14 protein-coding genes are annotated in these 16125 nt (G+C 34.4%); 10 read left to right on the forward strand and 4 right to left on the reverse strand.

The genetic code is table 11. The features are described 5' to 3' along the window. Together O5O44_RS02470 and O5O44_RS02475 are read left to right on the forward strand one after the other, a co-directional pair. Positions 1–378: a TraR/DksA family transcriptional regulator gene (locus O5O44_RS02470; protein ID WP_019385938.1), complete on the forward strand. Its 378-nt coding sequence runs from the start codon at positions 1–3 to the stop codon at positions 376–378. A 105-nt stretch (positions 379–483) separates the two neighbouring features. Further along, entirely contained in the window at positions 484–1113 is a 630-nt protein-coding gene (locus O5O44_RS02475; protein WP_289195601.1) for a lipoprotein signal peptidase, read from the forward strand. Here O5O44_RS02475 and O5O44_RS02480 read toward each other — a convergent pair. From O5O44_RS02480 to O5O44_RS02495, 4 genes are read right to left on the reverse strand one after another with little or no spacing between them, the layout of a single operon-like run. After that, positions 1110–1673, reverse strand: coding sequence for a 5-formyltetrahydrofolate cyclo-ligase (locus O5O44_RS02480; protein WP_289195602.1), 564 nt, complete (start codon positions 1671–1673; stop codon positions 1110–1112). The genes O5O44_RS02475 and O5O44_RS02480 overlap by 4 nt on opposite strands. 3 nt (positions 1674–1676) lie before the next feature. Next, the gene (locus O5O44_RS02485) at positions 1677–2651 is read right to left on the reverse strand and encodes a succinylglutamate desuccinylase/aspartoacylase family protein (protein WP_289195603.1); all 975 of its coding nucleotides are present in this window, start codon (positions 2649–2651) and stop codon (positions 1677–1679) included. Continuing rightward, positions 2652–3527: a 30S ribosomal protein S6--L-glutamate ligase gene (rimK, locus tag O5O44_RS02490; protein ID WP_019385942.1), complete on the reverse strand. Its 876-nt coding sequence runs from the start codon at positions 3525–3527 to the stop codon at positions 2652–2654. Beyond that, on the reverse strand, positions 3524–3958 hold the full coding sequence (locus tag O5O44_RS02495; protein ID WP_289195604.1) for an ATP-dependent zinc protease family protein: 435 nt from the start codon (positions 3956–3958) through the stop codon (positions 3524–3526). The genes rimK and O5O44_RS02495 overlap by 4 nt, the downstream gene beginning before the upstream one ends. Before the next feature lie 315 nt (positions 3959–4273). Between O5O44_RS02495 and uvrC the strand changes: the two genes are divergently transcribed. The 8 genes from uvrC (at position 4274) to pgi (ending at position 16009) form a co-directional block, all read left to right on the forward strand. Next, positions 4274–6067 carry an excinuclease ABC subunit UvrC gene (gene uvrC / locus O5O44_RS02500; protein ID WP_289195605.1) on the forward strand — a complete coding sequence of 598 codons (1794 nt, stop codon included), beginning with the start codon at positions 4274–4276 and terminating at the stop codon, positions 6065–6067. A gap of 50 nt (positions 6068–6117) precedes the next feature. Then, positions 6118–8358 (forward strand): patatin-like phospholipase family protein, encoded by a 2241-nt coding sequence (locus tag O5O44_RS02505; RefSeq protein ID WP_289195606.1) that lies wholly within the window; start codon positions 6118–6120, stop codon positions 8356–8358. A gap of 250 nt (positions 8359–8608) precedes the next feature. Then, on the forward strand, positions 8609–9766 hold the full coding sequence (locus tag O5O44_RS02510) for a homogentisate 1,2-dioxygenase (protein WP_289195607.1): 1158 nt from the start codon (positions 8609–8611) through the stop codon (positions 9764–9766). Positions 9767–9920: 154 nt separating this feature from the next. Further along, positions 9921–11081, forward strand: coding sequence for a 4-hydroxyphenylpyruvate dioxygenase (hppD, locus tag O5O44_RS02515; protein WP_289195608.1), 1161 nt, complete (start codon positions 9921–9923; stop codon positions 11079–11081). A gap of 306 nt (positions 11082–11387) precedes the next feature. After that, positions 11388–12170 (forward strand): DUF3108 domain-containing protein, encoded by a 783-nt coding sequence (locus O5O44_RS02520; RefSeq protein WP_289195609.1) that lies wholly within the window; start codon positions 11388–11390, stop codon positions 12168–12170. Positions 12171–12176: 6 nt separating this feature from the next. Next, positions 12177–13094, forward strand: a complete 918-nt coding sequence (locus tag O5O44_RS02525; RefSeq protein ID WP_289195610.1) for a tryptophan 2,3-dioxygenase family protein — start codon at positions 12177–12179, stop codon at positions 13092–13094. Beyond that, positions 13052–14386 (forward strand): peptidoglycan DD-metalloendopeptidase family protein, encoded by a 1335-nt coding sequence (locus O5O44_RS02530; RefSeq protein ID WP_289195611.1) that lies wholly within the window; start codon positions 13052–13054, stop codon positions 14384–14386. Before O5O44_RS02525 ends, O5O44_RS02530 begins: the two co-directional genes overlap by 43 nt. Positions 14387–14389: 3 nt before the next feature. Next, the gene (gene pgi / locus O5O44_RS02535; RefSeq protein ID WP_289195612.1) at positions 14390–16009 is read left to right on the forward strand and encodes a glucose-6-phosphate isomerase; all 1620 of its coding nucleotides are present in this window, start codon (positions 14390–14392) and stop codon (positions 16007–16009) included. The last annotated feature ends 116 nt before the right edge of the window (positions 16010–16125 follow it).

Raw genomic sequence — 16125 nt, forward strand, 5'->3', positions numbered from 1 at the left:
ATGGATCACAATACCGTAAGATACTCAGACAAAGATTTAGCAGAGTTTAAAGGGCTAATACAAGAAAAAATTGACAAAGCACAACACGATTTAGAGTTGATAAAAAGTGCCTACATGAACGACCACAACAATGGTACGGATGATACGTCGCCTACATTTAAGGCTTTTGATGAAGGTAGCGAAGTGATGAGCAAAGAGTCGAACTCGCAGTTAGCTATTCGTCAAGAAAAGTTTATTCGCGATTTAAAAAATGCTTTAATTAGAATTGAAAACAAAACCTATGGCGTTTGCCGTGTTACAGGTAAGTTAATAAACAAAGAACGATTAAAATTAGTGCCTCACGCTACATTAAGTATTGAAGCTAAAAACATGCAATAATTTTATTTTAAATTATATATTTGAAACGTCTCAAGATATTGAGACGTTTTTTATTTATCAAACCTGCAAAGGCAGGATCTATTATTAAATGAAGCATTCTCTTAAATGTCATTAAAAAAATCCATAATCCTTATCATCGTCATACTACTTATCGACCAAATAAGTAAAATCTATATAAAAACGCACTTTGTGCTTCAAGAAAGTGTGGATGTTTTTAGTTGGTTTGAGATAATTTTTGTTGAAAATGATGGTATGGCATGGGGCACAAAAATTAGCGATTTTGTATCTTTTATATCAGATAGAACTGCAAAAGTAATTCTGACTTCATTTAGAATAGTAGCTATTTTTGGTATAGGTTACTGGTTATACGATGCCACTAAAAAACATAGTCCTAAAATCTTAATTATCGCCATTGCATTAATATTTTCAGGTGCTTTAGGTAATATAATAGATTCAGTCTTATATGGTGTGTTGTTTGATGATAGCTATAATCAAGTTGCTCAATTTTTACCTGAAGCTGGAGGTTACGATAGCTTGCTGCATGGTAAAGTGGTAGATATGCTGCATTTTCCTTTATTTGAAATCGATTTCCCCGATTGGTTCCCGATTTACGCAGGGAAACGCTTTAGTTTTTTCGATCCTGTTTTTAATATTGCAGATATGGCGATAAGCACAGGATTCATTATGCTAATCGTTTTTAATAAAAAAGCGTTTGGGAAAAAGGAAGAAAATTAAAATTTAAAAATACGTTGTGGCGTTACACAATAATCTAACCCAATATCACCATCAAAAACATCAGTAATTTCATCTTCCGCTTCAAAAAAAGATAGACCAATTTTTATAGTTTCGGGTTTACAGTTAGCTAAAAATTTATCATAAAACCCTTTGCCGTAGCCCACGCGATTTCCTTGTTTATCAAAAGCTAAAAGAGGAATAAAAACCACGTCCATTTGATCCTCTTTAATCTCTATACCATCAACGGGTTCAGGAATGTTATATCTGCCTTTTCTAATAACGGTATTATCAGTTAAAAGATAATGCGTCATTGTTCCGGTTTCCATATGGCTTTTAGAAATGAGAATATTTTTGTCTTTGCCAGCAAGAATATTCAATATAAAATCGGTATTAACTTCCTTAAGTTCTTCAATGCTTAAAAAAATATGATAGAACGAATACTCCCAAATAGGCAATTTAAGAAGCTGGTTAGAAATAGCTAAACTAAGGGCTTCTATTTGATTTTCAGTTAAACCCTTTCGTAAAAGCTTGTATTTTTTTCGCAGTTCATTTTTGGTCATAAACTACCTTTTTAGTTTTGTAGTAATATGAAATAAAGCATCACCTTGATACACAATAGGCGATTCATTTACATTAATAATATAGCCAGCATTCGAGGCTTTAACCACGTAGTTAAACTTGCCATAAGGGTCTGTAATATTTCCCAAAACATCATGTTTTTTAATTAAAGAGCCAATGGTTATAGAAGCTCTAAACATACCAGAATATTTGGCGCGTTGCCATTTGCTGTCATTTATAAAAATGCATTCTTTTTTAGGATTCGAAGCTTTGAAATTTGATTTTAACATCCCTAAATGTTTCAAAACACGTTTAGAGCCGTTTACTCCAGAATTGGTGACTACATCATCAATATGAAACGATTTTCCGCCTTCAAAAAGTAATAAAGGTTTACCAAGTTTATAACAAGTAGTTCTAAACGATTTATTCACATTTTTTGAGTACAAAACAAATGGCGCACCAAACACTTTCGCTAAACTGTTAAGTTCTCTATTTTCTTTTATGAAGCGTAATTGTGGCGCGTTAAATCTACCCGAGCCTCCTGTATGAAAATCGATTATCAAATCAACGTGTGGAATAATTTCATGAATCAATTTATGGGCAACTCTACCCGCCAGAGAGCCATTAGGGCTTCCTGGAAATACACGGTTTAAATCGCGCCCATCAGGAAACTCCCGCTTTAAGTTTATAAACCCAAAAATATTGATTACTGGCATACAAATAATTGTGCCAATTTTAGGTCTATTGATACCTTTAGCTATAAGTTGTCTAACTATTTCAACACCGTTAACTTCATCACCATGTATGCCTGCAGTAAATAAAACGGTAGGTCCGGGTTTTGCGGAACGCTCAATAATAACGGGAATATTTACTGGCGATGAGGTGTGTAAATTAGCCACATCAAAATTAACCTCTTTGCTTTCGCCAAGGTTTACCGTTTCTCCTAAAATATGCAAAACGCTATCATTTACCTGTATCATTTATCGTGTGCTTTTTTCTATAAAAGTTATAACCGCCTTAGCAATATTGCGTCCTGTAGCCGCTTCAATACCTTCCAAACCAGGAGTAGAGTTAACCTCTAAAAGCAATGGTCCTCTTGAAGATTGCAACATATCTACACCACAAACCGGAAGTTTTAGAGCTCGAGATGCATTCATGGCTAATTTCAATTCATCATGATTCAGTTTAATAATATTTGCAGAACCACCACGGTGCAAATTAGAACGAAACTCACCTTCTTTTCCTTGGCGTTTCATAGCGCCAACCACTTGTCCGTCTACCACCAAAGCACGTAAATCGGCACCACCTGCTTCTTTTATAAATTCTTGAACTATCACTCTAGCTTGTAAACCATTAAAAGCTTCCAAAACAGATTCTGCGGCATTTTTAGTTTCAGCTAAAACTACCCCCAAACCTTGTGTCCCTTCTAAAAGTTTAATAATTACGGGTGTTCCGCCAACATGCTCAATCACCTCTTCAACATCTCTAGAATAGTTTGTAAAAACCGTTTTAGGCATGCCAATACCTGCTTTACTTAAGCGTTGTAAGCTTCGTAATTTATCTCTGGAGCGTTGTATCGCGTCAGATGTTACAATGGTAAAAACCCCCATCATCTCAAACTGTCTAACCACCGCACAACCATAAAATGTTACCGAAGCTCCAATTCTAGGTATAATAGCATCCACATAGTCTAAATATCTATCTTTGTAATAAATAGTTGGCTTTTCCTTTTCTATAATTATGTCGCACTTTAATGGGTCAATAACTTCAACTTTATGACCTCTTTTTACTCCTTCTTCTACCAAACGGTCGGTAGAGTATAAATTCGAATTTCTCGATAGTATTACTATATTCATATTTGCTTTGTGCGATTAGCGTTAAAAGAAACGTTTTCCAAATCTACATCAACCATAAATTTTTGTCTTAAAAATTGCCTCCCAATTAAAACAGGAAATTTCATAGCGTCTCTAGTGCTTAAAGTTAAGTTAATCTTGTACGTTTTACCAAAAAATACTACTTCACTTTTCACTTTATACCTATTTTCCTTAAAACCATTACTGCTTTTTACGTCAGTTCGCCAAAACGTGTCAAAAACAATCTCCGTTTTACCAAAATTTTTATGCACTTCACTATTAAAAATACAAAGCAATGTATTGTCTTTTTCAATAATTTCAGAGCAATGTATGGTCGAGGTATAGGCACCTGTATCCATTTTCACGTCAATATTAAACAATCCCAATTTCGGAAAATCTACAATATCTGTTCGTCCAAGAATTTTTTTACTCACTTTTTTATCTTTATTTTTTCGGGCGCCTGTCTGCCGGCAGGCAGGTTACCACAAGGGTCGGGCTTTTCGTTAATAGTTTTGGCTCGATGCGCGCCTCACCAAAAGCTAACCACTACAATCCCTAACGCACCCATGCGTCAACAACAGTTTTAAAGCGTTCTTTTTGTTATTTATATAACACCTTACCTTTTTTAAAAAGAGGCGCAATGTAGATAATTAATCCTTTCAAAAAACAAAAATCAATTTAATTTTCAAAATATTAAATCACGGGTAAATTCACTTAAAAAAAGTATTAAAATAATTACCTTTACCGTAATGGATACCCCCGATTTAGAGATACAATTAAAAACGCTACCAAACCAACCCGGAGTTTATCAATATTACGATAAAGAAGGGACTATAATATACGTTGGGAAAGCAAAAAACTTAAAAAAACGGGTAAGTTCTTACTTTACTAAAACGCACGAAAATGGTAAAACGCGGGTCTTAGTTAAAAAAATTGCCAACATAAAACACATTGTAGTAGAGACTGAAACCGATGCGTTATTATTAGAAAATAACCTCATTAAAAAACACAAACCTCGTTACAATGTATTGCTAAAAGACGACAAATCATATCCATGGATTTGCATAAAAAAAGAACGTTTCCCCAGAGTATTTTCTACTCGACGCGTTTTTAAGGGCAGTGGCGAATATTTTGGGCCTTATACCAGCGGAAAAACAGTACACACCTTGCTTGATTTAATAAGAGGTTTGTATAGTCTGCGTACTTGTAACTTTAATTTATCTCAAGAAAAAGTAGAAGCAGGCAAGTATAAAGTTTGTTTAGAATACCATTTGGGGAATTGTAAAGGACCGTGTGAAGGTCTAGAAACCGAGGCAGAATACAACGAAAACATTAAGGCTATAAAAGAAATTTTAAAAGGCAATTTTAAAGATTCGCTGCAGCAGTTTAAAAAGCAAATGAAAGATTATGCGGCCAATATGCAATTTGAAGAGGCCCAAAAAATAAAAGAAAAAGTAGAGGTATTAGAAAATTACCAAGCTAAATCTACCATAGTAAACCCTAAAATTAGCAATGTAGATGTGTTTTCTATTATGAGCGACGAAAGTTATGGTTACGTTAATTTTCTGCAGTTATCATATGGTTCAATAATTCGTTCGCATACGCTAGAGATAAAAAAGAAATTAGATGAAACCGATAAGGAATTGTTGGAGCTGGCCATTACCGAAATTCGTCAACGTTTCAATTCCAATTCTAAAGAAATATACGTGCCTTTTAAAGTCGATTTAGGCGAAGAAGTAAAAGTCACCGTGCCGAAGTTAGGCGATAAAAAACACATTTTAGATTTATCACTCCGCAATGCTAAATATTACCGCATGGAGCGATTTAAACAAGATAAAATTGTAGATCCAGATAGGCATGCCAATAGAATTATGGCACAAATGAAAGCCGATTTAAGACTTTCGGAAGAGCCACGGCATATTGAGTGTTTCGATAATTCTAACATTCAAGGCACACACCCTGTGGCGGCGTGTGTGGTTTTTAAAAACGGAAAGCCAAGTAAAAAAGATTACCGCCATTTTAATATAAAAACCGTTGAAGGTCCAGACGATTTTGCCTCAATGGAAGAAGTGGTATATCGCAGATACAAACGTTTGGTTGAAGAAAACCAACCCTTGCCGCAGCTTATAATTATTGACGGAGGGAAAGGACAACTATCATCAGCTTTAAAAAGTTTAGATGCCCTAGAATTAAGAGGAAAAATTGCCATTATCGGAATTGCAAAACGTTTAGAAGAATTATTTTACCCAAACGATCCAATTCCCTTATATTTAGATAAAAAAAGCGAAACCCTAAAAATTATTCAACAGCTACGAAACGAAGCACATCGTTTCGGAATAGAGCATCACAGAAATAAGCGTAGTAAAACTGCGTTAAACACAGAATTGGAAACCATTCCTGGAGTGGGCGAAAAAACCGTGGTAGAATTACTAAGACATTTTAAGTCTGCTAAACGTGTGGCCAATGCCAAATTAGACGAGTTAGAAGCTGTTGTTGGCGTATCGCGCGCTGAAAAAGTGTATAATTATTATCATGAAAAGTAACAAACTTTCAATCGTATCGTCGCAAAAGAGTCATTTCAATTAAAAAAAATTTGAAAATAAAAATCTTCATATTAACCATTTGTTTGCTCGTTTCACTTTCCGCAAAAGCGCAAAATGATACTTTAAACAATACTAAACCAAAAGTTGGTTTAGTATTAAGTGGTGGTGGCGCAAAAGGGTTGGCACATATTGGAGTTTTAAAAGTGATAGATAGTTTAGGTGTAAAAATAGATTATGTTGCAGGAACTAGTATGGGTTCTATAATTGGCGCGTTGTATGCTTCAGGGTATTCTGGCGAGCAACTCGATTCTATTTTTCACCAAATTGATTTTGATAAGATTATAAACGACGAATTGCCACGTTCTTCATCTCCTATTGGTGAACGTGCGAACATGGAAAAGTATGCTGTAAAATTACCATTTAATGATTTTAGAATTAAATTACCATCGGCACTTTCTCGCGGGCATAACACCTATAGTTTGCTTTTGAAATTACTAGTTCACGTCAATAAAACGGAAGATTTTAGTCAATTGCCTATTCCGTTCTTCTGTATAGCCACAAATGTTGAAAGCGGGAAACAAGTGATGCTGGAAAAAGGAAATTTAACCCAAGCCATAATGGCAAGTGGCGCATTGCCATCGCTTTTTCAGCCAGTAAATATTAATAATGACATTTTAATAGATGGGGGAGTTGTGAACAATTACCCCATAGATGAATTAAGGGCTAAAGGAATGGATATCATTATTGGTGTTGATGTACAAGATGGATTGGCACCTCGCGATGAACTAACGTCTGCTCCAGACGTATTACTTCAAATAAATAACTTCAGAACCATTAACGATATGAAGTTGAAGGTTAAAAAAACCGATATCTATATTAAACCAAATATCGAAGATTTTAATGTCATTTCATTCGATGAAGGAAATAGTATAATAAAATCAGGTGAAATTGCTGCGTTATCAAAAGCGAATGTTTTAAGAAATTTAGCAACCGGAATCCCTAATGTAAATCAGCAAGTAAACTTTAAACCGTTAGATAGCCTAATCATTAATGATACTAAGATATTAGGGAACAACAATTACACACGAGCCTACATTTTAGGTAAGCTTAAATTAAAAAGCAACGAAAAAATAAGCTATAAAGATTTTAATAAGGGTATCGATAATTTAGTGGCGACTAATAATTTTAACTCCTTTCAATACCAGCTAAAGGAAAATGATGAAAACGTTGGTTACGATTTTATTGCCACGGTAAGAGAATCTAAAATAAATACTTATTTGAAATTCGGATTACACTATGACGATCTGTACAAGAGTGCAGCCCTAGTGAACTTAACAAAAAAGCAGTTATTATTTAAAAACGACGTGGGTTCTTTAGACCTTATCTTGGGTGATAACGTACGCTATAATTTCGAATATTTAATTGATAAAGGGTTTTATTGGAGTATTGGGTTAAAATCTAGATACAATCAATTTCATAAAAATATTAGTGCCCAATTGGTGTTAGATGAAGACCAAATTACTAATAATGGCTTAAATAAAATTGATGTCAAATTAAGAGACCAAACCAATCAGTTTTATTTGCAAACCTTGTTTAGACGGGATTTTTCGTTGAGTATTGGAGCTGAACATAAGCGTTTAGAAATTAATTCAGAAACCCTATTTAATAATAATTCTACAGGTGAATTTCTGTTTGAAAAAACAGACTATTTAAGTCTTGTGGGAAACCTAAAATTAGATACTTACGACGAAAAATATTTCCCTAGAAAAGGCGTGTATTTTAACGGAACACTCAATATTTATCTATACGCATCTAAATTTGTTGAAGATTTTGATAATTTTTCTATTGCCAAAGCCGATATGGGTTACGCCTTTGGAGTTACCGATAAATTAGCCATTAATTTAAAAACCAGTGGCGGATTTAAATTAGGCGATAAATCAAGAAGAACTCTAGATTTTGCTTTGGGTGGATACGGCAATAATTTAATAAACAATTTTATTCCATTTTTAGGTTACGATTTTATTTCATTAACGGGAAACAGCTATGTTAAGGCATCTTTAGTTGCAGATTATGAAATCTTTAAAAAGCATCACATCACTCTTGAAGGCAATTGGGCTAATATTGATGATAATATTTTTGATACTGGTGAATGGTTTACGTTGCCAGATTACAGGGGCTATGCCTTAGGTTATGCTATTGAAACTTTTTTAGGCCCTGTACAAGCTAAATACAGTTACTCGCCAGAGCGAAAAGACGGCACTTGGTTTTTTAATATTGGTTATTGGTTTTAATTGTTAATTAGGCTTTTATATAATCGTGCAAATATCTCACGAATCGCATGAATCATATTTTGTCAAAAATTATTGCGATATTTGTGTAGTTATGAATCTTTATTGGAAAGACTTATTAATTCATCTTCACTATCTCATCAAGAGGAATCCTGAATGAGCATACTTTTTGTATCTTTATAAATACGAGCCACTTAACGTCCTAAAATTGATTTAGGACTGTACTTATTAATCATTTAATAAATTTTAAAATATGCCTTTTTATCATAAATTAGGGAATATTCCGGCTAAACGTCATACACAGTTTAGAAAATCAGATGGGAGTTTGTACTACGAACAACTTTTTGGTACTATCGGTTTTGATGGAATGTATACAAATAGCTATCACGAGCAAAGGCCAACTCAAGTCAAAGAAATAAAAAAGCAATACAGTGTAGCGCCTAAAATTGCGAAAGCCAATAATATAAAGTCGTATCGCTTAAAAGGGTTTGAGGTAAAACCAGAAAACGATTTTTTAGAGAGTAGAAAAACAGTATTAATTAATAGCGACTGTGCCATTATTTTAGCTGCACCAAAGCAATCAACTAAAGACTATTTTTATAAAAATACCGATGCCGACGAGCTTATCTTTATTCATAAAGGCACTGGTAAGCTCCGCACTATGTTAGGAAATCTAGATTTTAAATATGGTGACTACTTGTTAGTCCCAAGAGGGATTATTTACAAAATAGATTTTGATACTGAAGACAACAGACTGTTTATTGTAGAGTCTCGCAGACCAATTTACACGCCAAAGCGATATCGCAATTGGTTTGGGCAATTGTTAGAACATTCGCCATTTTGCGAACGCGATATTCGCAGGCCTCATGAGTTGGAAACAAATAACGAGAGTGGCGACTTTTTAATAAAAGTCAAAAAACAAGATGATATTATAGAAATGGTTTACGCTTCCCATCCGTTTGATGTGGTTGGCTACGATGGTTTCAATTACCCCTACGCATTTTCTATTCATGATTTTGAACCTATTACAGGTCGTATTCATCAGCCACCACCAGTGCATCAAACTTTTGAGACCGATGCTTTTGTGGTGTGTAGTTTTGTGCCACGACTGTATGATTACCATCCGCTATCCATACCAGCGCCTTATAACCATAGCAATATAGATAGTGATGAGGTGTTGTATTACGTTGACGGCGATTTTATGAGTCGAAACGATGTTGCCGCAGGTCACATATCACTGCACCCTGCGGGCATACCGCACGGGCCACATCCTGGAGCTACAGAGCGTAGTATTGGTAAAACAAAAACCGATGAACTAGCGGTTATGGTAGATACGTTTAAACCACTAAAAGTAACTGAAGAAGCCATGAAAATAAGCGATGACAGTTACCATAAATCGTGGTTGGAGTAATTTTTTTAAAAGAAGCTATTACCTGCTTTCCGTTATATCTTTTTTGAAGAAAAATCAAAAAAGGATGCCACTGCAATCAGGGCTAGGCATAATAGGTAAGTTTTAACTTTTCAAATAAACTATTTAAACTCATAAACAATTAAACTTTAAGAAAATGAGTAAAGACATAAAATCAGTAAACTACGGTTTAGAAAAAATATTCGAAGGGGCACAAGATTTTTTGCCACTTTTAGGAACAGATTATGTAGAATTCTACGTAGGTAATGCTAAACAATCGGCGCATTTTTACAAAACGGCATTTGGGTTTCAATCCTACGCTTATAAAGGCTTAGAAACAGGCTCGAAAGAACAAGTAAGTTATGTGTTAACACAGGATAAAATAAAATTGGTTTTAACTACACCATTAACAAGTAAGTCACCCATAAACGACCATATTGTTAAGCATGGCGACGGTGTAAAAGTAATTGCACTTTGGGTTGATGACGCCAAAAAAGCATACCAAGAAACGACTAGCAGAGGGGCCAAATCTTATATGGAACCTGTTGTTGAAAAAGACGAACATGGCGAGGTAGTAAGAGCCGGTATTTATACCTACGGCGAAACGGTGCATATGTTTGTAGAGCGTAAAAATTACAATGGAACGTTTTTACCCGGTTTTGAAGCATGGAAATCCGATTACAATCCAACGCCTGTTGGTTTAAAATTTATAGACCATATGGTTGGTAATGTTGGTTGGGGCCAAATGAATACATGGGTAAAATGGTACGAAGATGTTATGGGTTTTGAAAACTTTTTATCGTTTGATGATAAGCAAATCCATACCGAATATTCGGCACTTATGAGTAAAGTGATGAGTAATGGTAACGGCCGCATAAAATTCCCAATAAACGAGCCAGCAAAAGGTAAAAAACGCTCCCAGATTGAAGAATACCTGGATTTTTACGAAGGCGCAGGTGTACAACACATTGCTGTGGCAACAGATGATATTATTAGTACCGTTAGCCAGTTAAGGGCTAGAGGCGTAGAGTTTTTATCGATTCCGCCAGAAGAATATTATCGTGCTGTTCCAGGGAGGTTAGAAGAACATAGCCATGAATTGCGCGAAAACATTGAAGAATTAAAAAAATTAGGCATTATGATTGATGCTGATGAGGAAGGTTACTTACTTCAAATTTTCACAAAACCTGTGGAAGACAGGCCAACGTTATTTTTTGAAATAATTCAACGTATGGGTGCCCGAGGTTTTGGGGCAGGAAATTTTAAAGCACTTTTTGAATCTATTGAGCGCGAACAAGCTAAAAGAGGTACGCTGTAGAACTTTATAAATACCATGATAAAAAAAACCTGCTTTAAAAAATGAGCAGGTTTTTTGCGTTAGGGATTGTAGTGGCTAGCTTTTGGCGAGGCATGCATCGAGCCAAAACTAATAACGAAAAGCCCGACCCTTGCGGTAACGCCCTTAAATCGATAAATAGTTAATATTTGTTAATGTAGCCTAACTATAACGGGCTTAACCGCTGCTAAACCAATAAAATTTATATTTTTGGAACAGTAATTGTAATTTCTTGTGTAATACAATATTTGTGGCGCAATTGAGTTACAAAACAATTACCCCAAGAGAATGAAAAGAATACTACTTATATGTATCGCTATAGTTTCAATGCAAACGGCTTTTGCTCAAAAAGAATCGGCGTTTGATACTGGCGAATGGTTTAAATTTAAAATGAGTTATAGCAACTGGCTTAAGGCTGGTAATGCAACACTTACCGTAAAAGAAACGCAGTTAGATAATAAAGATGTTTTTCATGTGGTTGGCAAAGGCTGGACTACAGGTATGATTAAATGGTTTTTTAAGGTTAAGGATAGGTATGAAAGCTATTTTGATAAAAAAACTATTATGCCTTATAAGTTTATTAGAAATATTGATGAAGGTGGTCATACTAAAGATATTGAAATAGATTTTGACCAAAAGAATAATAAGGCCCATGTTAATAACAAAAAACATAACACGTTAAAAGTTTTTGATACGCCGCCGAATATTCAAGACATGGTTTCAACGTTTTATTATTTGCGTAATAACTTAGAAACAAAGACTTTAAAAGTTGGAGATGAGGTGCGAGTTGACATGTTTTTTGATGAAGAAAACTACGGTTTTAAACTTAAATACCTTGGTGAGGAAATTATTGATACGGATTTTGGCGAGATAGAGTCGTTAAAATTTAGGCCTTATGTAATGGCTGGTCGTGTTTTTAAAGAAGAAGAAAGTTTAACGCTTTGGGTGTCAAAAGACAAAAATAAAGTACCTTTACGTATCAAGGCAGATTTGGCGGTAGGCTCTTTACGAGCAGACTTAGAAGCTTTTAAAGGCTTAAAACATCCATTTAAAATAGTTGTTAATAATTAAGATATTTTGGACTCTAAAATAACGGACCAACTTAAAGACAAGTACAAAGCTATAGACCAAGATGTAGAGGTACATTTGGAAGGGTTATTGCATAGTAAACCCATAAACTACTGGGATTATATTCAAACCGATGCACTTTTAAATTTACAGGTACAACGTACAGTTTTTCCAGATGAGAATGTATTTATTATGTATCATCAGGTAACCGAATTGTTATTTAAAATGGTGCTTTCTGAAATGGCTCAAATAGCCGAAAGCGCTACTATTAACACTGAAACTTTTACAATTAAAATAATGCGCATAAGTCGTTATTTTGATGTGCTTACCTCTTCGTTTAGTATCATGAAAGATGGTATGGATGTGGAGCAATATAATAAGTTTAGAACTACGTTAACTCCAGCAAGTGGATTTCAAAGTGCACAATATCGGAAAATTGAATTCGCATCTACAGAATTAATTAATTTAATTGATAAACGCTTTAGAGACACCATTGATAGAAATTCTACATACGAGCATGCTTTTGAGCACTTATATTGGCAAGCTGCAGGTAAAGATTATAAAACTGGTAAAAAAACTTATACTCTTACCGCTTTTGAGAAGCGTTATAAGGAAGAATTTATTAGATTTACAAAGTTTTATCAACACAACAATTTGTGGAGTAAATATAAGTCATTGCCCAAAGAAGGTCGTTCTAATAAAGATCTGATTGAAGCGATGAGACATTATGATTATACGGTAAATATTAAATGGGTTATGGCGCATTATAATACTGCTAATCATTATTTAAATATTGGTGGGAAAACTGCCGAAGCAACAGGAGGAAGTGAGTGGGTAAAATACATGCACCCAAAATATCAAAAAAGAATATTTTTTCCAGATTTATGGACCGACAAAGAAATAGCAGATTGGGGAACAGATGTTTAGTAATTTTACTAATAGTACTTTGTGCCTATGGGTGTAAGGAAGATGAAAAACCAGCGGTAGAAGAGCTAGTTGAAGTAATTGAGGAACCAGAAGAAATTATAGAATTTGGTTTTAATATAGAAGATTACATTGTAAAACGAGATACTATTAAGCGTGGTGATAGTTTTGGTGAGATACTAGAACGAAATAATGTTGGTTATCCAAAGATATTTCACATTGCTGAAAAAGCAAAAGACACCTTTGACATTCGAAGACTACAAGTAGGCAAGCCTTATACGCTTTTATGCTCTAAAGATTCTTTGCAAACACCTAGGTGTTTTATTTATCAACCCAATTTGGTAGACTATGTAGTGATAAATTTTCAAGATTCTATTCATGCTTATACCAGTAGAAAGCCTGTAACGTATGTTGAAAAAACAGCTACTGGAATAATAAACAGTAATATTTCTGAAACTTTAGAAGAGCAAGGGTTAAGCCCAAGGTTAGCCTATAAAATGGCCGATGAAATTTATGCATGGACCATAGATTTTAGACGACTTCAAAAAGGCGATCGTTTTAAAGTTATTTACACCGACAAGTATATAGATGACAGTATATATGTTGGTGTACACGACGTTAAAGCAGCCTATTTTGAGCATAATAAAGAGCCATTTTATGCTTTTGAGTTTGTAACCGATTCCACTAAAGGAATTATAGATTATTTTAGTGAAGACGCTAAAAATCTGCGTCGCGCATTTTTGAAAGCACCCGTTAAATTCAGTAGAATTTCTTCCCGCTATAATTTAAAAAGACGCATTGCCGTATACGGGTTTAAATTACGGCCACATAAAGGAACCGATTTTGCAGCACCTATAGGAACGCCTATCATGGCAACTGCAAATGGCACAGTAACAGAGTCTAGAAGAAAAGGCGGTAATGGTAATTATGTAAAAATTAGACATAATGCTACTTACGAAACCCAATACCTTCACATGAGAAAGCGTAAGGCTAAAGTGGGCGAATTCGTGAAACAAGGCGATGTAATTGGATGGGTAGGAATGACTGGAAATACTGGTGGCCCGCACGTGTGTTATCGTTTTTGGAAAAACGGGAAACAAGTAGACCCATTCAAGCAAAAACTACCAGAAGCTAAGCCTATTTCAGATTCATTAAAAGTGAAATATTTAGACTTTATACAACCTATAAAAACCAAATTAGATAATATTCATTTCTTGGAAGATGTTTTTGAAGAACAAAACCAACCAGAACAAATTATAAAACAAAATAATAATTTAATATCCTTTAACCATTAATTCATGGCTTTACCAAATATAAACCCAACCACAACCCCATCTTGGAAAAAACTAGATGCACATTTTAATGATGTCAAAGATCTTCATATGAAAGATTTGTTTGCAAAAGATGGCGATAGAGCAAATAAATTCACCATTAAATGGGATGATTTTTATGTGGATTTTTCCAAGAACAGAATCACAGAAGAAACCTTTAAATATTTGCTTGAATTAGCTGAAGATGTGAAGCTAAAAGATGCAATTGAAAGTCAGTTTTCTGGTGAAATTATAAACAAAACAGAAGGAAGAGCAGTATTGCATACCGCATTAAGAGCACCTGAATCTTACAGCGTTAAGGTTGATGGCGAGAATGTTATGCCCGAAGTTTATAAGGTAAAACGAAAAATTGAAGCCTTCACCAATGAGGTGGTATCGGGCAATTTAAAAGGCTATACAGGTAAAGCGTTTACAGATATTGTGAATATTGGTATTGGTGGTTCAGATCTTGGTCCCGCTATGGTGGTTGAAGCCTTACAATTTTACAAAAACCAATTAACTACACATTTTGTGAGTAATGTGGATGGGGATCATGTAAATGAAGTCATTAAAAAGCTAAACCCTGAAACTACATTGTTTGTTGTGGTATCCAAAACGTTTACAACACAAGAAACCTTATCGAATGCTAACACTTTAAAGGCATGGTTTTTAAAACATGCTAGTGAATCTGATATAGCGAAACACTTTGTTGCAGTTTCAACAAATATAGAGTCTGTAAAGAATTTTGGTATTAACCCTAAGAACATTTTCCCGATGTGGGACTGGGTTGGTGGTCGTTTTTCATTATGGAGTGCCGTTGGTTTATCTATTAGTTTAGCTGTTGGTTATAATAACTTTGATAATCTTTTGATAGGTGCCAACAAAATGGATGAGCATTTCAAAAACGAAGAATTTTCGAGTAATATTCCGGTAGTTTTAGCGCTTATTAGTATTTGGTATAACAATTTCTTTAAGGCAGAAAGTGAGGCAGTTATTGGCTACTCTCAGTATTTAAATCAATTTGCAACATACCTGCAACAAGGTATTATGGAAAGTAATGGTAAAAGTATTGATAGAAACGGCAATCCTATTGATTATGAAACAGGAACCTTAATATGGGGAGAGCCTGGAACGAATTCGCAGCATGCTTTTTTTCAATTAATACATCAAGGTACGAAGTTAATTCCAGCCGACTTTATTGGATTTACCAAATCCTTACACGGCAACCAAGACCATCAAGACAAATTAACTTCAAACTTTTTAGCTCAAACTGAAGCTTTGTTAAATGGTAAAACAAAAGCAGAAGTTGTTGCAGAGGGTACAAAAGAAGATATTATTCCTTTTAAGATTTTCCAAGGAAATAAACCAACTAATACCATTTTTATTAATAAACTAACTCCAGAAAGTTTAGGTAAATTAATAGCGATGTACGAACATAAAATATTTGTTCAAGGTATTATTTGGAACATTTTTAGCTACGATCAATTTGGTGTAGAATTAGGTAAGCAATTAGCTAGTAAAATTTTACAAGAATTTAATAATAGTGTAGTTAACAATCATGATTCGTCAACACAAAATCTGTTAAATTTTTATAAAGAAAATTCCTAAAAACTTATCATTCTTTTAACAAAAGCGTCGATATTGTGAATATCGACGTTTTTTTGTTAATAATAGGTGTTAAAAGTCTTAACATTTAAATAATGTTATATGCCTTAAATTATGTA

This window comes from Algibacter luteus, from assembly GCF_030344935.1.
In the GTDB taxonomy this organism is placed as follows: domain Bacteria; phylum Bacteroidota; class Bacteroidia; order Flavobacteriales; family Flavobacteriaceae; genus Arenitalea; species Arenitalea lutea.

Bases quoted from the DNA above. Each gene is read 5' to 3' on its own strand.
- O5O44_RS02530 (WP_289195611.1), top strand. From the start codon at position 13,052: ATGGACCGACAAAGAAATAGCAGATTGGGGAACAGATGTTTAGTAATT.
- O5O44_RS02480 (WP_289195602.1), bottom strand. From the start codon at position 1,673: ATGACCAAAAATGAACTGCGAAAAAAATACAAGCTTTTACGAAAGGGT.
- O5O44_RS02520 (WP_289195609.1), top strand. From the start codon at position 11,388: ATGAAAAGAATACTACTTATATGTATCGCTATAGTTTCAATGCAAACG.
- hppD (WP_289195608.1), top strand. From the start codon at position 9,921: ATGAGTAAAGACATAAAATCAGTAAACTACGGTTTAGAAAAAATATTC.
- O5O44_RS02510 (WP_289195607.1), top strand. From the start codon at position 8,609: ATGCCTTTTTATCATAAATTAGGGAATATTCCGGCTAAACGTCATACA.
- uvrC (WP_289195605.1), top strand. From the start codon at position 4,274: ATGGATACCCCCGATTTAGAGATACAATTAAAAACGCTACCAAACCAA.
- O5O44_RS02470 (WP_019385938.1), top strand. From the start codon at position 1: ATGGATCACAATACCGTAAGATACTCAGACAAAGATTTAGCAGAGTTT.
- O5O44_RS02475 (WP_289195601.1), top strand. From the start codon at position 484: ATGTCATTAAAAAAATCCATAATCCTTATCATCGTCATACTACTTATC.
- O5O44_RS02485 (WP_289195603.1), bottom strand. From the start codon at position 2,651: ATGATACAGGTAAATGATAGCGTTTTGCATATTTTAGGAGAAACGGTA.
- pgi (WP_289195612.1), top strand. From the start codon at position 14,390: ATGGCTTTACCAAATATAAACCCAACCACAACCCCATCTTGGAAAAAA.
- rimK (WP_019385942.1), bottom strand. From the start codon at position 3,527: ATGAATATAGTAATACTATCGAGAAATTCGAATTTATACTCTACCGAC.